Here is an 18318-nt window from a genome sequence, read left to right as displayed (position 1 = left end):
TTAAGCTGCATTTTGAAAAGCTTGTTTTTTAAAGTTTTGCTCTTCCCAAAACTTACGAGAGTACTCTCGCGAAAAAACAGCTAGTTCAGCTAGGTGAAATGATTTCTGCATTCCCATTAAAGTTATTTGTTTATAGGCCTTAATTACCAGTGAAAAATCAAACCGAGAGAAACAGCACGCACACACACATAAAAAATTCATAAAGTGCTTTACTACATAATGCCCATTCGCGGTATGCAAAGTGTTGACTTCATATTCAAGTGACTGGAATGCGTCGTAGCACTCTTTTTCTGTACGAGATATAGCAAAGGCTTCGGGATGATGAATATCCCACTCTTTTGCTATTTCTAAATGTTTGTCGTAACTGGCTGTCACATAAGGTTCAAGCACTTCATCGATACGGTTGATGGTGGTGCCGCCGTAAATATGGCTCGCAACCTGAGCGATAATTTGCGCGGTCACTGCGGTGGCGGTTGAAATTGATTTTGGCGTATCAATTTCCGCATTACCCATCTTAAAACCATGAGTGAGCATGCCTTTTAAATCAATCAGCATGCAGTTAAACATTGGGAAAAAGGGAGCGTAATCCAAGTCATGATAGTGGATATCACCCTCTTCATGCGCTTGCACAATATCACGCGGTAAAATTCGGGTTTTAGCGTAGTGTTTCGCCACAATACCAGCCAGTAAGTCACGTTGCGTTGGGATAACTTTGCCGTCTTTATTCGCATTTTCATTGAGCAGATCGGCATTACTTTCTTCGATAAGGCCTTCAATCTCTTGCGTCAAGGCACTTTGCTTTTCACGCGCGATATCACGATCGTGTCGGTACTCGATGTATGAACGAGCTAATGCTTTATAGGGCCCTTGCATTAGCTCGTTCTCTACTAAGGTTTGAATCTCGGCGATATGGACTTCATCGTAATCTTTGAGCTTCAGTTCTACCACCAACGCCACATTAAGTGCGTAAATAGCGATCTCTTTATCAATATGTTCAGCTGCACTTTCCACGGCAGATTGAATGCGATCACGGTTGAACGGGGCTCTCGATCCGTCACGTTTGATTACGATAGGTTTCACCATTTCTCCTTACCCCTAGCATACTCACAGAGTTACCCATAAATACACTATATAGAGCAGTTCATTATCCGACTGACACAATATATTGTGGTGCATTTAACGAAAACTCCCAACTCAGGGTATTGATTTGGATCAATAAAAACCGAGCATTGAACAAGATCAATGCGATCTTGGAGTAGTAGATCTCACTTAGAAAAGAAACGATGAAAATTGCAAATTTTTGATTTTTCCTCTTGAAATTTCACCGAGCCTGATAGGCTAAGCCTTCGGATTCGATCAGTGAGGTGTTGCGATGTTAAAATCAAAATGTGTATGTCGATTAGCGGCAGCAATACTCTTTATCCCCTCTTTCGCGACTTGGGCACAAAGTCTCACATTAGCGACATGGAATGTCGAATTCCAGCACACTATTTCATGATTAATCGAGGTCATTTCGTTGCCAAAAAACATCGTCCATACTTTTCTTGGAATTGTAGTGGTATAGTGAATTTGGTCACTTAGTTAGAGGTGATATCATCACCTCATAAGTTAACAGGTGACATTATGACAAAACATACAAGACGACTATTTAGCGCAGAATTTAAGTTAGAAGCAGCGCAGCTAGTCTTAGACCAAAATTACTCAGTGACTGAAGCAGCCCAAGCCATGAATGTGGGCAAGTCCACGATGGATAAATGGGTTCGCCAGCTTAGAGAAGAACGCCAAGGGAAAACACCGAAAGCTTCACCTATGACCCCTGAGCAAATAGAAATTCGGGAATTGAAAAAGAAGCTGGCGCGCCTTGAAGAGCATAATGAAATACTAAAAAAAGCCACGGCTCTCTTGATGTCGGACTCACTGAACAATTCTTGATAATCAAGAAACTCAAGCAGAGCCACAGCGTAAAAATATTATGCGAAGTCTTCAATGTTCATCGAAGTAGTTATAACTATTGGCTTAAACGCCCAGCGTTAATTAATGCGGAAACAATAAAGCTGCGCAGCTTGATTAGCGAGGCTTACGCCGCAAGCAATGGCTCTGCGGGAGCGAGAACCATTGCAGATATAGTCACAAATCAGGGTGTAAAGCTGAGCCGATACCGAGCAACAAAGCTAATGAGAACTCTTGGTTTAGTGAGCTGTCAAGAACCAAAGCATCGTTACAGAAAAGCTTCACAAGAACATATTGACGTTCCAAATCACTTAGGTCGTCAGTTTGCGGTTACCGCCCCAAATGAGGTCTGGGCTGGTGATGTTACGTATATTTGGACAGGTAATCGGTGGATGTATTTAGCGGTCGTTATCGATCTTTTTGCCCGCAAAGTGATCGGTTGGTCGATGTCTTTATCACCGGATTCTAGGCTAACAGGCAAAGCTCTTTCGATGGCCTATGAGTCTCGTGGTAAGCCTAAAGGTGTTATGTTCCATAGCGATCAAGGGTAAGCGCGTCATAAACCCCACATTCTAATCAATCTCGGCACGCCATAAGATCAAATCTCCAACCTCAAGGAGATTTGAAATGGCAAAAAGACTCTCTCATCAAGAATGGCATACCCTATTCGATCAATACGAATCCAGTCATCTGTCTCAACGCGTGTTCTGTGAACAAAATGGGCTGAGCCTTTCAACCTTCCATGCCAAGCGACAGCAACTAAAGTTCATAGAGCAACCTAAGAGCAGTGGATTCGTTAAAGCTGAAGTCGTTGAAAAAACGACACGCTACCAGATGACTCAAACACCGATTGCCAACATGACACTATTGATTAATGACGTTGAACTCAGCATCCCCCAGGGAACACCTGCCTCGTATCTGGCAGAGTTAATCGGAGCACTGTCATGAAGAGAATGCTGAGTGCCCCTAATGTTTACCTGTATCGGGAGTTCGTGGATTTTAGAAAGTCCATTAATGGTCTGGCGGCGATTATTGAATCTGAAACCGATTTACCGCTCGGAAGCGGTGCGCTGTTCCTGTTTACCAATAAACAACGCGATAAAGTCAAAGTCTTGTACTGGGATAAAACGGGCTTCGCTCTGTGGTATAAACGGTTGGAAAAAGCCAAATTCAAATGGCCCACTCAAGAGAAAAAGCAGGTATACACCCTGACTCAATTTGACCTAGACAGACTGTTATCTGGCTTCACGATAATCGGCCATAAACCGATAAAAATAGACAACTTTACAATGAGTTGAACCCGATAAAAGTGAGTTATACCAAGCCTTGACGTGGTGTTTTTAATATAATCAATGCCATGAAAAAGACGCCCGATATTAACCCAGAAAGCCAAGACATCGCCGAGCTTCAAGCTATGGTGAAAGCGTTGATGTCGGAGAAAAAAGAGTGGCAACAAGAGCGCCAATCCTTAATTGAGCAGTTTAAACTGGCCCTTGACCGTCAATTCGCCAAACGCTCGGAAGCGTTAAAGCCGTATAACGAAGCACAGGGTGACCTCTTTAATGAGGCGGAATGTGAAGCGGCGAAATCGGAAGATGAGGTTATCACCACGACGACAATCAAACGTCGTGGTAAACGTCAACCGCTTCCTAAAGACTTGCCACGTGAAATTATCGAGCTTGACCTAGATGAGCACGACAAACAGTGCTCATGCTGCCAACACATTTTGCATAAAATCGGCGAAGACCGCAGTGAAAAGCTTGAGTTCACGCCCGCCGTCCTAAAAGTGTTGGAATATGTTCGCCCGAAATACGCCTGTCGTCAGTGTGAACAAGAGGCTGAAAAAAGCCACATTCACCAACAACCCGCACCGATAAGTATCATCCCCAAAAGCTTCGCTACCGAAAGTCTGCTTGCCAACATTATTTTAGGCAAATATCAGTATGCGCTTCCGCTGTATCGTCAGGAAACCTTGTTCACCCAATCAGGTATCGAGTTATCGAGAACGACCATGGCCAGGTGGGTAATCCAGGTTAGTGAAAAGTTCAAACCGCTTTATCAGGCACTGAAGACTCACTTACTCGAACAAGTGGTGGTTCAGGCCGATGAAACGCCGCTCAATGTGCTCAAGGAAGACAAGCAATGTTATATGTGGTTGTACTGCTCGGGAGCCGACTCCCCTGAAGCTAAACTCCCTGACATGAAAAATATCGTCTTGTTCGACTATCAAAACAGTCGCGCGAGAGTGTGCCCCGTGAACTTCTTGGGTGATTACTCAGGCTATCTGCAAAGTGATGGTTACGCGGCTTATGATGGATTAACCAACGTCACCAATGTCGGTTGCTTCGCTCATGCACGTCGTAAGTTCATGGAAGCGAAGAAGCTTCAGGGCAAAGGTAAAACAGGTAAAGCGGATGTGGCGTTAGCCAAAATCCAAAAGTTGTACGCACTTGAATCTCGATTAAAACTGGCTTCGGTCGAAGAGCGTTGGGCAGAAAGACAAGCGCAGGCTAAACCGATGTTGGATGACATCTATGACTGGTTAACCACGCAGAAAGTCATCGAATCGAGTCCTCTTGGTAAAGCCATCAAGTACACCTTGGGTCAGTGGCCTAAGCTGATACGCTATGTTGAAGATGGGCATTTATCTATCGACAACAACCGAGCGGAACGCGCAATCAAATCGCTGGTCATTGGCAGAAAAAATTGGTTATTCTCGACGAATCCGCTTGGTGCTGATGCGAGTGCTTTGCTGTATAGCATCATCGAGACGGCGAAAGCGAACGGACTGATACTCTACGATTACATGGTCAAATGTATGAAAGAGCTGGCAAAGTCTGAGCCTGATATCAACTCACTGCTTCCCTGGAACTTCTCACATTCAAATTAAAACGCCCCGTGGGATCATGGGGCGCATACGTTTCAAGTTTACAAAAAAGCTCGTTCTCTGGTTTTGAAAGTCTCGGTGTCAATTGGTTGGCCTAACAAACGGCTCAAGAGGGATTGCCAACGCGTGGTGGCTTTAGTGCAAAATTGAAATTCAGTGTTTACAGTGAGTTTTTTGAGTTCGGCTATGCGTTGTCAACCCCTTAGCCGGGCGTTAGGTTTTTTTGAGCCACCCCGTTGAGGGTAGCTCATTAAAAATTAGACTGTTGCAGCGAGGTGATGTTCGATCCTATCCAAGACTTTAGCATCTTCTAATAGGTCAAATTTTCGAGCGAAAAGGTTAGGGCTCGAAATTAAGTTAGAAATATCGGCCATTGTAAACGTCCTCGGTCTAAGCTTTATATCTCCATCTGGTACCCAATCGATAAGTCGCAAGTCATCTTGAATTATTTCACCATGACAATCGTTATTCATCATAACTGTTTGGAAAAATCCTTCATCAGCAATAAATGTATTTTTATAAAATTCTTTATAGGGCTGAGATGCATCCGTGTTACAAACAAAATCACAGAATTTTCGTGACACAATCATCCATTGGGTGCCAATAAATGGTGTTATCCCTGACATGAATTTTCTAGCTATTTTAGGTCGGTAAATATGCTTTTTATATTCAAAGCACATATTTTGTATGCGATTCATCGTTTCAGGCCTAGCTTCATTTTGGTCTAGTGCTCGAATAAATTCCTTGTCTTTATTATTTGACAAAAACTCATGAATATATGGCTGAGTTTTCAATGGAAAATCTTGTCCACTTAGGTTTATAAAATGCGTCCAGCTTTTGTTCATATTCAATAGCTTAGCCATACCACGAAGTTCAATATTAACTAAACTATACCCACCCCATAGTGCATTTTCTGATTCAAGAATTTCAGCATTTTGGTAATCATTTAGAAACAAAGTTATTTCATCTGAAATTTCTTTTCCAGAAGTTTTGTCAACATGGATAACGTAATGATTATTTGGGTGGTATATTGCATGAAATAGCCGTTTAAATTGATCTGGATAGCGGTGAACGAGAATAAGATAAGCAATCATTAGATCATTCCTTGAGAAATCTGGAATATTTATTTTCACGCTCCAGTTATCTCAGTTAGGGAACGTATGTTCTGAGTGGTAAGGCGTGTTCTTATCCATAGACTATATGGGGGTTCAGTCTTGATTAATCAATAGCAATGAAATATAAACCTAACAAACGCTTCAAGAGGGACAGCCAACGCGTGGCATTTTTATCATGCGTTGGTTTTCGTGATTATGGTGTTATGCGGAAAGTTGGTAGTAGCGTTGTCTGCCCCTTAAGCGGGCGTTATGTGAATTGGAGAAATTGAGTATATGAAGAAGTTAATCGCTATATTTATAGCCGTCTTTTGTCTAGCTTCGATTGGTGCTCAAGCTAATGATCATCAGTTAAAAAATGCGTATGAAAATCATCAAAGTGATATTCAAGTTCAGGGCTCAGGCACAGTCATTCGCTTGTTACCTGATGACAACGAAGGAAGTAGGCATCAAAAATTCATATTGAAACTGGACAGTAAACAAACTTTACTTGTTGCTCACAATATTGATTTAGCTCCTAGGGTTCCAAATCTAAAAGTTGGCGATCGAGTCCAGTTTTACGGTGAATATGAATGGAACAAAAAAGGTGGTGTCATGCACTGGACGCACAAGGATCCAAACAATAAACACCCGCAAGGTTGGTTAAAGCACAACGGTAAGACGTACGAGTAAAATTCACATAACAAACGGCTCAAGAGGGATTGTCAACGCGTGGCGGCTTTAGTGCAAAATTGAAGTTCAGTGTTTGCAGTGTGTTTTTTGGGTTCGGCTGTGCGTTGTCAACCCCTTAGCCGGGCGTTATGCATTTTTTTAGGAAAAGAGGAACTATGGTTGTTGAAGTCAGGCGAGCAGAGCCATCAGATGCTAAAGCGATAAAAGGAATTTATGAGTGCCCAAATGCCTATACTGGCACATTACAACTTCCGCTTCCATCCTCAGATATGTGGGAAAAACGTTTCCAGAATATTCCAGAGCACGTTTATGCGTATGTGGCAGTAGTGGACGGTGAAGTAGTAGGTAATTTGGGCTTTGAGCTATGTACCAATCCGAGACGACGTCACGTAGGTACATTCGGTATGGGCGTTAAAGACGATGCTCAAGGTTTAGGTGTTGGTAGTGCTTTACTGAAAACGGTTATCGATTTAGCGGATAACTGGCTGAATTTGAAACGAATCGAATTGACGGTCTATGTGGACAATGAACGAGCGATCAATTTGTACAAGAAGTTCGGTTTTGAAATTGAAGGTGAGTCGAAAGCTTATGCGTTCAGAAATGGTAGCTACGTTGACGTTTACCATATGGCTCGCGTTGTGGCACATGCATAACAAACGACTATGGCGTCAATCCTTTATTTTGGGCGATGTTTTGGTCCCACATGACGCCATCTCGAAGCATAGAGTTTAGGATGACCACCATCTTGCGAACGCAAGCGATAATCGCCACTTTCTTTGGTTTTCCAGCTTCGAGTAATCGAGCGTAAGTGTCCTTGAAAACAGGGTTACATTGCATGGCTGACATCATGGCCATGTACAAAACGGTTCTCACCTGTGCGCGGCCTCCTTGGATGACTCGTTTCCCTTTGTAGCGTCCGCTTTCACGTGTAATAGGGGCGACGCCGATGAGTGAAGCTGCTTGCTTGTTGGTAATGTAGCCTAACTCAGGCACATTGCTGATGATAGACGCAGCGGCGATATTGCCGATACCAGGTACGCTTTGTAAGAGGGTATTTTTAGTTTGGTATTCGGGGCAATCTTCGATGAGTTTGACAAGCTTATTTTCAATCTTTGAGACTTGATTTTTTATCGCTGTCAGGATGGGTGTGATTGTCGAATGTAGGTACTTAGGCAAAATTTGAATACGATTTTTTTCCATGGTTTGCATCGCGAGTAGCTGATTGCGGCGAATTACTAAGTCACTCATTAAACGTATGTTTTTAGCCTTTATGACTGTCAAGTCAGGTTTAATTGCTTCACCATAATGAGCAATAAGCTGTGCATCTAAGCGGTCATTTTTGGCTCTACGACCAATAGCGCCGGCAAAGCGTTTGATATGAACAGGATTGGCACGAACAATAGGCAATTTGGCCTCGGTACAGGCTAACACGAAGGGCATTTCTAGGCGCCCAGTTGCTTCGATAACGATACGCTGTGGGTTGTGTTTTTTGATGGTGGTTAAGGCTTGTTTGATACCTTTTTCGTTGTTTGGCACGGTAAAAAAGACATCGAGTGGACGGATGTAAATATCGAGCTGTGATTTGCCAGTATCAACACCGATATTAATGTTTTGAAGTGTTTTTGTATTCATAATAAGCTAACTCTTGCTTGCGAAATGCGGGTTCGAGACCCAGTCGACTATTCGAGGTTTATGCTTGGAGTCCTATGAGGTGTTCATGTTTGTTATCGGTCTCTCGACAGAGGAGCCAGCGTTCAATCGAACTACCACATAGAAAGCTTTAGTTGCCGCTAAAGCCTGGGTCTCATTTTACCCTTTTGGCTTGGTTATTATCCATACAAACAATTTAAGAGTGATTCAGCACGCTCGGCAATCTTGGTTTGGGTCAGGTTTCGTGTTTACGGTGTTCAAATTGAGTTTTGTAGTAGCGTGCTTCACACCTTAATTGGGCGTTATGCAACTCAGGTAAATTTAGGGGTTCAATCTTTTGGATTTCTCCGGCCATTCGTTTTGTGTTGTCGGCAAATGAGCACTTTTACCCTCAAATTCGTGGTTAACTTAAACCGTAAAACAGACAAGGTTCTTTGTTTGCCTCAATCGGTTTTGGCGTTGGCGCGTTGTAAATTCAGTGAGCGCAAAGTGTGGAAACGGCAAGTTAATCTATCATTTTGCTTTTGCTGAAGTTTTCGCTCGTTGAGTTTTCCTGATTCAAAAGCTTGGTTTGTTGTTGAAAGGTGGACTTTGTTTTGGCGGCTTATTTATCACAGTTCTGGCTTGGGTTGGTTCTTGAATCACTCAACCATTGCAATGGTGGCTTTTGGTCGTGTAAAGTCAGTTTATCTTATTGAATTTGCATAACAAACGGTTAAAGAGGGACTGCCAACGCGTGGCGGTTTTTGTTCAAATCGGCCTTTGTGATTACGGTTGTTATTTTGAGTTCAGTGTTTTGCGTTGTCAGCCCCTTAACCGGGCGTTAGGCAAAGTGAGTTTTTATCAGCTAAATCGAGTTGGAATTGAGCGGTAAATTCCATGTTTTCTGGCTTAAGTTAAGCAATAAATAATCATCACATATTTGTTGTTTCTTGATCGCGTTGAGTTGCTTTTCGTTGTGAGTTTAGCGGCAAAATAACCTTCAGCATCCAAACGTCCGCCGAGAATGCTACGCTCGTCACTTTTCTTCCAAATCGCTCAATTTTAGTTTTTTGTTTCTTTGCTGATTCAGCATTTTGGTTTATAAATGAATCGGTTAGTTTGTTTCAAGTTTACAAAAAAGCTCGTTCTTTGGTTGTGAAAGTGCCGGTGTCAATTGGTTGGCCTAACAAACGGCTCAAGAGGGATTGTCAACGCGTGGCGGCTTTAGTACAAAATTGAAGTTCAGTATTTACGGTGTGTTTTTTTGAGTTCGGCGGTGCGTTGTCAACCCCTTAGCCGGGCGTTAGGCAAAGTGAGTTTTATCAGCTAAATCGAGTTGAAATTGAACGGTAAATTCCATGTTCTCATGGCTGAACTTAAGCAAATGAATAATCATCACATATTTGTTGTTTCTTAATCGCGTTGGGTTGTTTATCGCTGTGAATTCATCGGCAAAATAACCTTCAGCATCCAAACGTCCGCCGAGCATGCTACGCTCGTCACTTTTCTTCCAAATCGCTTAATTTGAATTTTTTGTTTCTTTGTTGATTTAGGGTTTTGGTTTATAAATGAATGGGTTAGTTTGTTTTAAGTTTACAAAAAGCTCGTTCTTTGGTTTTGAAAGTATCGTTGTCAATTGGTTGGCCTAACAAACGGCTCAAGAGGGATTGTCAACGCTTGGCGACTTTAGTGCAAAATTGAAGTTCAGTGTTTACAGTGTTTTTTTAAGTTCAGTAGTGCGTTGTCAACCCCTTAGCCGGGCGTTATGCAACTCAGGTAAATTTAGGGGTTCAATCTTTTAGGATTTCTCTGGCCATTCGTTTTGTGTTGTCGGCAAATGAGCTTTTTTACCCTCAAATTCGTGGTTAACTTAAACCGTAAAACAGGCAAGGTTCTTTGTTTGCTTCAATCAGTTTTAGCGCTGGCGCGTTGTAAATTCAGCGTGCGCAAAGTGTGGAAAGGGCAAGTTTATCGAGCATTTTGTACTTGCTGAAAGTCTTGCTTGTAGGGTTTGTCTCATTCAAAAGCTTGGTTTGTTGTTGAACGGTGGACTTTGTTTTGGCGGCTTATTTATCTCGGCTCCTACTTGGGTTGGTTCTTGAATCACTCAACCATTGCAATCGTGGCTTTTGATCGAGTAAAGTCAGTTTATCTCATTGAATTTGCATAACAAACGGCTCAAGAGGGATTGCCAACGCGTGGCGACTTTAGTGCAAAATTGAAGTTTAGTGTTTACAGTGGTTTTTTGAGTTCGGCGGTGCGTTGTCAACCCCTTAGCCGGGCGTTAGGCTATTCAGAGGATGCGATGACAGATTTAAAAAATAATGAGCAATATTTCGACGTTTCTTTTGAGAAGCTTTCCTCACCTGATGAGAAATATAGCGACGTCGAGTTTGAAGATTGCCAATTCTCCGACTGCGATTTTTCAGCGGTTAAATTCCAGAAATGTAAGTTTACAAACTGCACATTTGAACGCTGCAATTTGAGCTTGGTGGATTTTACAAACTCAAAGCTCTTTGAGCTTAAATTTCAAGACAGTAAGTTAGTTGGCGTTGATTGGACGAAAGCGACATGGCCAGTTTATCACTCAGACTTTGAGCTAAGTTTTAAGCGTTGTATTTTAAATGACTCGTCTTTCTTTGGCCTGACCTTAAATGAATTGGTTTTGGATGAATGTAAGTTGCATGATGTTGATTTCCGTGAAGGTAACTTTGCAGGTTCAATAATGATTTATAGTGATTTTAGCCACAGTTTATTTATGAGAACAAATTTGCAAGGGGTTGATTTCAGTGAATCAACAGCATACTCAATTGACGTACTAGAAAATAACGTTAAAAAGGCTAAGTTTTCACGATATGAAGCGTTGAGCTTATTAGAAAGCTTAGGTATTGAATTGGTGGATTAATAGCTTAGTATCAAGTTTGAAGTGCGACACTTTCTACAGATGCGCATGAATATACTCCGTTGGTGTTCTATACCCAAGCCTTTTGCGTGGGCGTGTATTTAATTTATATGCAATTTCATTACACAGCTTCTGTGTCACGTGTGACATGGAGGTTCGTTTTGGTAAGTATTGTCGTATCAAACCATTGGTGTTTTCATTAGTGCCTCGTTCCCATGAATGGTATGGATTTGCAAAGTAAAACAGGCAGTTATGATGTTTTTCTAGTTGTGCATAACCATGAAATTCAGTGCCGTTATCTGATGTTATCGTTTTAAAAGGTAAGTCAGAGCGGGTCATGATTTTGCTCATTCTTACGTTGAGTGACTCGCTTGTTCTATCGTCCATTTGACCGATAAAAGTGTAGCCAGTCATTCTGTCGACTAAAGTGACGATACAGTGCTTGGTTCCGCGACCCACGACGGTATCAATTTCCCAGTGGCCAGGCTCTTTTCGATGCTCAGCGTCTGCAGGTCTTTCGGTAATATGACGCTTATTTGCCAGCCGTCCTCGACTGTCTTTTGAGTTGTACCTTTTACGCCTTTTCTTGGTGGATTGGCGTAGGTGTTTCCATAACGTTCCACCGAGAGTTTTATCGTTCCAAACGCGCTGATAAATGAGCTCGTGGCTCATTGTTGGATAGCCTCTCATTCTTAGGTATCCGACGATTTGGTCAGGGCTCCAATCCAGTCGTAGCAATGCTTCAGGTAGTCTGAAGTCAAGTTCGGTATAGCGTTTATTTCGCCGTGAACGACTAAGCCGGTTGCGCGCCATTTGCTGTGCTCGCTCTGGTTGATAAGAGTATCTATCGAAGAACTTGTTGTAACGACAATTACGTTCAATTTCTCGATAGATAGTGGCTTTGTGACGCCCCAGTTGTTTAGCTATTTTTGCGGTACTGATCCCTTGCTTTCTGAGCGCAGAAATCATATACCTTTCAATCTCAGTGAGGTGTGTGTATTTCATGTTTTTTACTTCTTGGCGGGAGCAAACTTCATGATTATCGCACCTTACTGTTTTTATGTTCAGAGGTGTCGCACTTCGTACTTGAATCCAAGTAGCCTAACAAACGGCTCAAGAGGGATTGCCAACGCGTGGCGACTTTAGTGCAAAATTACAGTTCAGTGTTTACAGTGGTTTTTTGAGTTCGGCGGTGCGTTGTCAACCCCTTAGCCGGGCGTTATAAGCAATTTTAGGAAAGTATGTAGTAATGGAAAATTTAAGTAGTGGTCAAAAAAGTTCATTTACTCGTCTACGTAATCAAATCAAAGACGAATTTGAAGCCCTAATTGCTGAAATTAAAGAGAAGCGTGATCAAATTGAAGAAATGAGAGTGCTTCTTTTGGAGGACGATGATGATGGTATATCGATTCAATCTGAGGTACTAAACGCCAGAGAAGAAGCAAACAAAAAACTAGAAGAAATTAGCGCGCTGTTAGAGAACACAGAAGAAAAATATGAGCTAATAACAAATTCTCATGATGGTCTAGTCCCAAGCATTGAATCTATACACACTGATATCAAGGGTGTGTACGATGAATGCTATGCGTTGATGAAATCCTTCAACCAATCTTCCGAGCTGTTATATGGTCATCAAAATGATGGGTTAGAGTCAAAGCTAAGAACTTTAGCAAAAGACTATGAATCAAGTCTAAAAACCAATAGAACTAAAGCGGAAGAACTTTTACTTCAAATTGAAGGGGCTCTTACTGGTGCAACAAATGTTGAACTTGCTAAAGCATTCCAAGACCAAAAAGATTCATACAAGCTGCCTAAAAATGGTTGGGCTATTTTATTTATTTTAACTATTGGTCGCGTGCTTCACACCTTAATTGGGCGTTAGCTGAGGTTAAAAAAACCATAAAATTAAGCGCTTATTTTTCTTAGTCTGAGGCTCTAGCTTTACACCTGAAAGTCAGCACTTTTCCGCGTATCTCGCCAGTGGCACTGCTCGTGAAGTGCTTGAACTAACCGAAGTCTGTTTACGGGAAGTGGTGTGTTTGTTTATTTCTTTGGTGTGGCTTCTTTGGTTTTGAAGTTTTGTCGCGCTTAAATGGATTTCGCGCACTTGGTCGTTGGCTTCTTCGAAAGAATTCTTTGTAAATTTAAATCCTAGAAGCTCGTCAGTTTTCCTGTTATTTCTTCTTTGCCAAGTGCATTTCGTGGGTTAGGTTTTAGTTTCTCAGTTGTCCGTTTTACTTTGCCGCTTGAAAGCAATAATGTTTTTTAAATTAGGCCGTTTGGTAGTCAATCTCCGGCTAGAGTGCAGCAGCTAACAAACGGCTCAAGAGGGATTGCCAACGCGTGGCGACTTTAGTGCAAAATTGCAGTTCAGTGTTTAAGTGTGTTTTTTAAGTTCGGCGGTGCGTTGTCAACCCCTTAGCCGGGCGTTAGCTATTGTTTTATTCGTATCCGCCCCATGATCCCACGGGGCGATATTGTTAGTGTTGGAAGTTCCAAGGCAGGAGTGCATCGATATCAGGCTCAGATTTCGCTAGCTCTTTCATGCACTTAACCATGTAGTCGTAAAGGATAAGGCCGTTGGCTTTCGCTGTCTCGACGATACTGTAAAGCATCGCGCTCGCTTCAGCTCCATTGGGATTGGTCGAGAAGAGCCAGTTCTTTCTGCCTATAACCAGCGGTTTTATTGCGCGTTCAGCACGATTATTGTCTATCGATAAGTGACCGTCATCGATATAGCGGCTCAGCTTCGGCCACTGACCGAGCGTGTATTTTATCGCTTTACCCAGCGGGCTAGACTCAAGCACTTTCTGAGTTGTCATCCATTCATAAAGCTCATCCAGTATCGGCTTAGCATGCTCTTGGCGCTCTGCTTTCCGTTTTTCGGCACAGGCACCTTTTAAGCGTGATTCTATTCCATAGAGTTTCTGGATTTTAGCCAATGCACTATCCGCTTTGCCTGACTTGCCTTTGCCTTGCAGCTTTTTCGCCTCCATGAACTTGCGCCGAGCATGCGCCAAGCAACCGACATTGGTGACGAGATGAAGCCCATCATAAACACCATAGCCATCGGTTTGTAGATAACCACTGTAATCCCCCAAGAAGGCAACAGGGCACGCCCTAGCTCGACTGTTTTGATAGTCGTACAAGACGATATTTCTCACATTAGGGAGGGCGGCTTCAGGCGAGTCTGCGCCCGAGCAGTAAAGCCACATATAACACTGTTTATCTTCTTTGAGGACATTGAGCGGCGTTTCATCCGCCTGAATCACCACTTGCTCAAGTAGGTGCGTTTTTAAGGCCGCGTAAAGTGGAGCGAACTTCTCACTGACTTGGATAATCCACCTTGCCATGGTGGTTCGTGAGAGTTCGATACCCGACTGGGTAAACAGGGATTCTTGGCGGTAAAGTGGCATCGCGTATTGATATTTGCCGAGGATGATATTGGCCAACAAGCTTTCTGTGGCGAAGCTCTTCGGGATAATGCTTTGCGGCGCTGGCTTTTGAACGACGTGGTTTTTGTCTTCTGTTTGCTCGCATTGGCGGCAAGCATATTTAGGACGAACATATTCCAACACTTTTAGTACCGCTGGCGTGAACTCAAGTTTCTCGCTACGGTCTTCACCGATTTTATGCAGGTTATGTTGACAGCAAGTGCACTGCTTTTCATCGTCGTTTAAATCGAGTTCGATAACTTCACGAGGCAAGGTCTTTGGCAGTGGTTTGCGTTTACCACGTTTCTTCTTTGTGATGGTCGTTGTGACAACTTCAACCTCTTCTTCCTTAGCGGCCTCACACTCCGCTTCGTTGAAGAGATCACCTTGAGATTCATCGTAAGGCTTTAACGCCTCCGAGCGTTTAGCGAACTGACGGTCGAAGGCAAGTTTGAGCTGTTCAAGCAGCGATTGACGCTCTTGTTTCAATTGGGTTTCTGACGCCAACAGCGCTTTCACCATCGCTTGTAGCTCGGCAACATCTTGGCTTTCTGAGTTGATATTTGGCGTCTTTTTCATGGCATTGATTATACTAAAATCATGCCGTTAATGCTTGGTGGATATGGCTATATTATCGCTTAAGTCATTGTAAAATCGTTTATTCTAACGGGTTTATGGCCGATAATCGTGAAGCCAGAAAGCAGTCTGTCAAGCTCGAATTGAGTTAGGGTAAACACCTCATTTTGCTCTTTTGATGGCCACTTGTACTTGGCTTTTTCAAGGCGCTTGTACCAAAGAGCAAAGCCTGTTTTATCCCAGTACAGCACTTTGATTTTGTCGCGCTGTTTGTTGGTGAACAGGAACAGTGCGCCGCTGCCCAAGGGCAAGTCGGTGTCATTTTCGATAATCGCAGCGAGGCCGTTGATGGACTTTCTAAAATCGACGCTTTCGCGATAGAGATAGATTTCGGGAGCACTGAGCATACGTTTCATGACAGCGCACCGATAAGCTCTGCGAGATAGGTCGCTGGCGTGCCTTGTGGGATGCTCAGTTCAACATCATTGACGAGCAGCGCCATATTGGCAACGACAACGTGAGTGGCTTGATACTTTGTGGTCTTTTCAACGACTTCTGCTTTAACAAAGCCAACCGTGTTCGGTTTTTCGATGTGCTTTAACTGTTGGCGCTTAGCGTAAAAAGTGGAGAGGCTCAGTCCGTTACGTTCACAGAATAATCGTTGTGATAGTTGGCTGGATTCATAGTGTTCGAACAGGGTTCGCCATTCTTGGTTAGTGCGTCGTTTGGCCATTTCAAATCTCCTTTGGGTTGGAGGTTTGATCTTATTATTCGGGCTAGGTGATTAGAATGCGGGGTTTATGACGCGCTTACTTTTATTCAGCAGCAAGGAAATTAAAGATGTCAAAGTATCAATTTTTCTGTAAACCAAATTCAAATCGTAATGCATTTACTTATCTGGATATGAGTTCAGAAACTTATCTTTTTGAAAAGGAAGAACTCTTGAGCTCGGGGTTAGAGGTGGAAGGTGATACGATTTATGCTTCTTCTCCAGAAGAGGCTATTGATAAATTCAAATCAAATTTTTGTGAGCCTTTGAAGGATTATGCAAATTCAAATGTTGCAGGTGGATTGGCGACATTCATTTTTGAATCATTCAAATCAGTAACTGGGAAAAAATAGCTAACAAACGCTTCAAGAGGGACAGCCAATGCGCGGCATTTTTACTATGCGTTGGTTTTTGTGATTACGGTGTTATGCGGTAAGTTGGTAGTAGCGTTGTCTGCCCCTTAAGCGGGCGTTATGCGCAAAAACTAAAAAGCACCAATTATGGTGCTTTGTTAGGTCGAACAGTATTAAACAATAAACTCTACAGAATCTTTTGCGAAAAATGTCTCTTTGCGCATTACTGTTATCACGATATTCTTGTGAGTAATTGTACCATTGTTGGTGGATTCTTTTGCAACCCCACAAGGCATGTTAATATGACTTGTTGAGCAGCGAATGTTGAAAGTGTCACCATGGTTTAAAGCCACAATCGAGGTAATGTGTTGTGATATTAATGCAGTAAATATGGTGTCCAATTCACCAATTGTGATTGGGGGTACATTTCGTGCATCGTTTAGTCTATCAACAGAAAAATGCACAGTCATTATGAACTGTGCATTGTATTGGGACAACTGACTGTTAATTCGCGCTTCAAGCGCGGTAATATCTGCTTGAGTTATTGGCATTGTTGTACTTGTATTTTGTATAGTTCAGATAGTTTTTTGTTTAATGTCTTATCATCAGCAGCTTTGATGATACCTACTGGTTGACTTTCAAAAAGGCTACCTACTCGGACATCAAACTCTTGATTGTCAAAAGAATCTACAAACACCATGACACCACTTTCTGGGTCGATGAATGATGCAAAGTTTTCTTTTGTTGTCATTTCAAAGTTGATCATATAACCACCTCTTTTTTCATGACCCTGATTATAAATTTAGTATAGTAGAAACACAACATAAGTTTGAATCCTGTGTGCACCTGCGCGCTTAGTATCAAGTTTGAAGTGCGACACTTTCTACAGATGCGCATGAATATACTCCGTTGGTGTTCTATACCCAAGCCTTTTGCGTGGGCGTGTATTTAATTTATATGCAATTTCATTACACAGCTTCTGTGTCACGTGTGACATGGAGGTTCGTTTTGGTAAGTATTGTCGTATCAAACCATTGGTGTTTTCATTAGTGCCTCGTTCCCATGAATGGTATGGATTTGCAAAGTAAAACAGGCAGTTATGATGTTTTTCTAGTTGTGCATAACCATGAAATTCAGTGCCGTTATCTGATGTTATCGTTTTAAAAGGTAAGTCAGAGCGGGTCATGATTTTGCTCATTCTTACGTTGAGTGACTCGCTTGTTCTATCGTCCATTTGACCGATAAAAGTGTAGCCAGTCATTCTGTCGACTAAAGTGACGATACAGTGCTTGGTTCCGCGACCCACGACGGTATCAATTTCCCAGTGGCCAGGCTCTTTTCGATGCTCAGCGTCTGCAGGTCTTTCGGCAATATGACGCTTATTTGCCAGCCGTCCTCGACTGTCTTTTGAGTTGTACCTTTTACGCCTTTTCTTGGTGGATTGGCGTAGGTGTTTCCATAACGTTCCACCGAGAGTTTTATCGTTCCAAACGCGCTGATAAATGAGCTCGTGGCTCATTGTTGGATAGCCTCTCATTCTTAGGTATCCGACGATTTGGTCAGGGCTCCAATCCAGTCGTAGCAATGCTTCAGGTAGTCTGAAGTCAAGTTCGGTATAGCGTTTATTTCGCCGTGAACGACTAAGCCGGTTGCGCGCCATTTGCTGTGCTCGCTCTGGTTGATAAGAGTATCTATCGAAGAACTTGTTGTAACGACAATTACGTTCAATTTCTCGATAGATAGTGGCTTTGTGACGCCCCAGTTGTTTAGCTATTTTTGCGGTACTGATCCCTTGCTTTCTGAGCGCAGAAATCATATACCTTTCAATCTCAGTGAGGTGTGTGTATTTCATGTTTTTTACTTCTTGGCGGGAGCAAACTTCATGATTATCGCACCTTACTGTTTTTATGTTCAGAGGTGTCGCACTTCGTACTTGAATCCAAGGCGTATAACAAAGCATTTAAGTGGATTCACAACGCTCGGTGTTCCGAGCAAGAGTTAAGGTTCACAACTATGCGTTGTTCACCACTT

19 protein-coding genes and 1 pseudogene are annotated in these 18318 nt (G+C 42.6%); 9 read left to right on the top strand and 11 right to left on the bottom strand.

Features of this window, described 5'->3' with window-relative positions; all coding sequences use genetic code 11:
- Positions 1–1080 (bottom strand): anaerobic ribonucleoside-triphosphate reductase, encoded by a 1080-nt coding sequence (gene nrdD / locus N5E84_RS19510; RefSeq protein ID WP_081245477.1) that lies wholly within the window; start codon positions 1078–1080, stop codon positions 1–3.
- A 543-nt stretch (positions 1081–1623) separates the two neighbouring features.
- Here nrdD and N5E84_RS19505 point away from each other — a divergent pair.
- The 4 genes and pseudogenes from N5E84_RS19505 to N5E84_RS19490 form a co-directional block, all read left to right on the top strand.
- Positions 1624–2498 (top strand): annotated as a pseudogene (locus tag N5E84_RS19505) (IS3-like element ISVch4 family transposase); the annotation flags it as partial.
- 79 nt (positions 2499–2577) lie between these two features.
- Positions 2578–2898, top strand: a complete 321-nt coding sequence (gene tnpA / locus N5E84_RS19500; RefSeq protein ID WP_081245520.1) for an IS66 family insertion sequence element accessory protein TnpA — start codon at positions 2578–2580, stop codon at positions 2896–2898.
- Entirely contained in the window at positions 2895–3248 is a 354-nt protein-coding gene (gene tnpB, locus N5E84_RS19495; protein WP_069212062.1) for an IS66 family insertion sequence element accessory protein TnpB, read from the top strand. Before tnpA (N5E84_RS19500) ends, tnpB (N5E84_RS19495) begins: the two co-directional genes overlap by 4 nt.
- A gap of 59 nt (positions 3249–3307) precedes the next feature.
- Positions 3308–4840: an IS66-like element ISVa9 family transposase gene (locus N5E84_RS19490; RefSeq protein ID WP_069212063.1), complete on the top strand. Its 1533-nt coding sequence runs from the start codon at positions 3308–3310 to the stop codon at positions 4838–4840.
- A gap of 254 nt (positions 4841–5094) precedes the next feature.
- Here the strand turns inward: N5E84_RS19490 and N5E84_RS19485 are convergent, their stop codons facing one another.
- Positions 5095–5931 carry a beta-1,6-N-acetylglucosaminyltransferase gene (locus tag N5E84_RS19485; protein ID WP_019283469.1) on the bottom strand — a complete coding sequence of 279 codons (837 nt, stop codon included), beginning with the start codon at positions 5929–5931 and terminating at the stop codon, positions 5095–5097.
- A 294-nt stretch (positions 5932–6225) separates the two neighbouring features.
- Between N5E84_RS19485 and N5E84_RS19475 the strand changes: the two genes are divergently transcribed.
- Together N5E84_RS19475 and N5E84_RS19470 are read left to right on the top strand one after the other, a co-directional pair.
- Positions 6226–6621 carry a DUF3465 domain-containing protein gene (locus N5E84_RS19475; RefSeq protein ID WP_017049506.1) on the top strand — a complete coding sequence of 132 codons (396 nt, stop codon included), beginning with the start codon at positions 6226–6228 and terminating at the stop codon, positions 6619–6621.
- Positions 6622–6776: 155 nt separating this feature from the next.
- The gene (locus tag N5E84_RS19470) at positions 6777–7274 is read left to right on the top strand and encodes a GNAT family N-acetyltransferase (protein ID WP_069212065.1); all 498 of its coding nucleotides are present in this window, start codon (positions 6777–6779) and stop codon (positions 7272–7274) included.
- Between the two features lie 7 nt (positions 7275–7281).
- Here the strand turns inward: N5E84_RS19470 and N5E84_RS19465 are convergent, their stop codons facing one another.
- Both N5E84_RS19465 and N5E84_RS19460 read right to left on the bottom strand, forming a co-directional pair.
- A complete protein-coding gene (locus tag N5E84_RS19465) occupies positions 7282–8253 on the bottom strand; it encodes an IS110 family transposase (RefSeq protein WP_019282910.1) in 972 nt (323 codons plus the stop codon).
- 1303 nt (positions 8254–9556) lie between these two features.
- Positions 9557–9742: a hypothetical protein gene (locus N5E84_RS19460; RefSeq protein WP_069212180.1), complete on the bottom strand. Its 186-nt coding sequence runs from the start codon at positions 9740–9742 to the stop codon at positions 9557–9559.
- Positions 9743–10558: 816 nt separating this feature from the next.
- On the opposite strand from N5E84_RS19460, the gene N5E84_RS19455 reads away from it, so the two are divergent.
- The gene (locus N5E84_RS19455) at positions 10559–11158 is read left to right on the top strand and encodes a pentapeptide repeat-containing protein (protein ID WP_017044157.1); all 600 of its coding nucleotides are present in this window, start codon (positions 10559–10561) and stop codon (positions 11156–11158) included.
- A gap of 33 nt (positions 11159–11191) precedes the next feature.
- On the opposite strand, the gene N5E84_RS19450 is transcribed toward N5E84_RS19455, so the two are convergent.
- Positions 11192–12160: an IS30 family transposase gene (locus N5E84_RS19450; RefSeq protein WP_116285047.1), complete on the bottom strand. Its 969-nt coding sequence runs from the start codon at positions 12158–12160 to the stop codon at positions 11192–11194.
- Positions 12161–12404: 244 nt separating this feature from the next.
- Here N5E84_RS19450 and N5E84_RS19445 point away from each other — a divergent pair, with 244 nt between their 5' ends.
- The gene (locus N5E84_RS19445; protein ID WP_069212064.1) at positions 12405–13037 is read left to right on the top strand and encodes a hypothetical protein; all 633 of its coding nucleotides are present in this window, start codon (positions 12405–12407) and stop codon (positions 13035–13037) included.
- Positions 13038–13635: 598 nt separating this feature from the next.
- Here the strand turns inward: N5E84_RS19445 and N5E84_RS19440 are convergent.
- Genes N5E84_RS19440 through tnpA (N5E84_RS19430) form a run of 3 tightly spaced genes read right to left on the bottom strand, consistent with a single transcriptional unit; the run spans position 13636 to position 15898 of the window.
- Positions 13636–15168 carry an IS66-like element ISVa11 family transposase gene (locus N5E84_RS19440; protein WP_069211897.1) on the bottom strand — a complete coding sequence of 511 codons (1533 nt, stop codon included), beginning with the start codon at positions 15166–15168 and terminating at the stop codon, positions 13636–13638.
- A gap of 59 nt (positions 15169–15227) precedes the next feature.
- Positions 15228–15581 carry an IS66 family insertion sequence element accessory protein TnpB gene (gene tnpB, locus N5E84_RS19435; RefSeq protein WP_019283195.1) on the bottom strand — a complete coding sequence of 118 codons (354 nt, stop codon included), beginning with the start codon at positions 15579–15581 and terminating at the stop codon, positions 15228–15230.
- Positions 15578–15898: an IS66 family insertion sequence element accessory protein TnpA gene (tnpA, locus tag N5E84_RS19430; protein WP_095661309.1), complete on the bottom strand. Its 321-nt coding sequence runs from the start codon at positions 15896–15898 to the stop codon at positions 15578–15580. Before tnpA (N5E84_RS19430) ends, tnpB (N5E84_RS19435) begins: the two co-directional genes overlap by 4 nt.
- A 107-nt stretch (positions 15899–16005) precedes the next feature.
- On the opposite strand from tnpA (N5E84_RS19430), the gene N5E84_RS19425 reads away from it, so the two are divergent.
- Positions 16006–16287: a hypothetical protein gene (locus N5E84_RS19425; RefSeq protein ID WP_029388429.1), complete on the top strand. Its 282-nt coding sequence runs from the start codon at positions 16006–16008 to the stop codon at positions 16285–16287.
- 173 nt (positions 16288–16460) lie between these two features.
- Here the strand turns inward: N5E84_RS19425 and N5E84_RS19420 are convergent, their stop codons facing one another.
- The 3 genes from N5E84_RS19420 to N5E84_RS19410 all read right to left on the bottom strand — a co-directional run bounded on the left by N5E84_RS19420 (position 16461) and on the right by N5E84_RS19410 (position 18139).
- Complete coding sequence (locus N5E84_RS19420; protein ID WP_019283272.1) at positions 16461–16838, bottom strand: hypothetical protein; 378 nt, start codon at positions 16836–16838, stop codon at positions 16461–16463.
- A complete protein-coding gene (locus tag N5E84_RS19415) occupies positions 16829–17053 on the bottom strand; it encodes a hypothetical protein (protein ID WP_019283271.1) in 225 nt (74 codons plus the stop codon). Before N5E84_RS19415 ends, N5E84_RS19420 begins: the two co-directional genes overlap by 10 nt.
- Before the next feature lie 117 nt (positions 17054–17170).
- Positions 17171–18139, bottom strand: a complete 969-nt coding sequence (locus tag N5E84_RS19410) for an IS30 family transposase (protein ID WP_081245536.1) — start codon at positions 18137–18139, stop codon at positions 17171–17173.
- Between the last annotated feature and the right edge of the window lie 179 nt (positions 18140–18318).

The sequence above is a fragment of the Vibrio sp. J502 genome (assembly GCF_025397955.1).
In the GTDB taxonomy this organism is placed as follows: domain Bacteria; phylum Pseudomonadota; class Gammaproteobacteria; order Enterobacterales; family Vibrionaceae; genus Vibrio; species Vibrio anguillarum.
This window is presented reverse-complemented; position numbering and strand designations above follow the sequence as displayed.

Excerpts from the sequence above, each read along its gene's own strand:
- tnpA (WP_081245520.1), top strand. The coding sequence starts at position 2,578 with ATGGCAAAAAGACTCTCTCATCAAGAATGGCATACCCTATTCGATCAA.
- tnpB (WP_069212062.1), top strand. The coding sequence starts at position 2,895 with ATGAAGAGAATGCTGAGTGCCCCTAATGTTTACCTGTATCGGGAGTTC.
- N5E84_RS19490 (WP_069212063.1), top strand. The coding sequence starts at position 3,308 with ATGAAAAAGACGCCCGATATTAACCCAGAAAGCCAAGACATCGCCGAG.
- N5E84_RS19485 (WP_019283469.1), bottom strand. The coding sequence starts at position 5,931 with ATGATTGCTTATCTTATTCTCGTTCACCGCTATCCAGATCAATTTAAA.
- N5E84_RS19475 (WP_017049506.1), top strand. The coding sequence starts at position 6,226 with ATGAAGAAGTTAATCGCTATATTTATAGCCGTCTTTTGTCTAGCTTCG.
- N5E84_RS19470 (WP_069212065.1), top strand. The coding sequence starts at position 6,777 with ATGGTTGTTGAAGTCAGGCGAGCAGAGCCATCAGATGCTAAAGCGATA.
- N5E84_RS19465 (WP_019282910.1), bottom strand. The coding sequence starts at position 8,253 with ATGAATACAAAAACACTTCAAAACATTAATATCGGTGTTGATACTGGC.
- N5E84_RS19460 (WP_069212180.1), bottom strand. The coding sequence starts at position 9,742 with ATGCTCGGCGGACGTTTGGATGCTGAAGGTTATTTTGCCGATGAATTC.
- N5E84_RS19455 (WP_017044157.1), top strand. The coding sequence starts at position 10,559 with ATGACAGATTTAAAAAATAATGAGCAATATTTCGACGTTTCTTTTGAG.
- N5E84_RS19450 (WP_116285047.1), bottom strand. The coding sequence starts at position 12,160 with ATGAAATACACACACCTCACTGAGATTGAAAGGTATATGATTTCTGCG.
- N5E84_RS19445 (WP_069212064.1), top strand. The coding sequence starts at position 12,405 with ATGGAAAATTTAAGTAGTGGTCAAAAAAGTTCATTTACTCGTCTACGT.
- N5E84_RS19440 (WP_069211897.1), bottom strand. The coding sequence starts at position 15,168 with ATGAAAAAGACGCCAAATATCAACTCAGAAAGCCAAGATGTTGCCGAG.
- tnpB (WP_019283195.1), bottom strand. The coding sequence starts at position 15,581 with ATGAAACGTATGCTCAGTGCTCCCGAAATCTATCTCTATCGCGAAAGC.
- tnpA (WP_095661309.1), bottom strand. The coding sequence starts at position 15,898 with ATGGCCAAACGACGCACTAACCAAGAATGGCGAACCCTGTTCGAACAC.
- N5E84_RS19425 (WP_029388429.1), top strand. The coding sequence starts at position 16,006 with ATGTCAAAGTATCAATTTTTCTGTAAACCAAATTCAAATCGTAATGCA.
- N5E84_RS19420 (WP_019283272.1), bottom strand. The coding sequence starts at position 16,838 with ATGCCAATAACTCAAGCAGATATTACCGCGCTTGAAGCGCGAATTAAC.
- N5E84_RS19415 (WP_019283271.1), bottom strand. The coding sequence starts at position 17,053 with ATGATCAACTTTGAAATGACAACAAAAGAAAACTTTGCATCATTCATC.
- N5E84_RS19410 (WP_081245536.1), bottom strand. The coding sequence starts at position 18,139 with ATGAAATACACACACCTCACTGAGATTGAAAGGTATATGATTTCTGCG.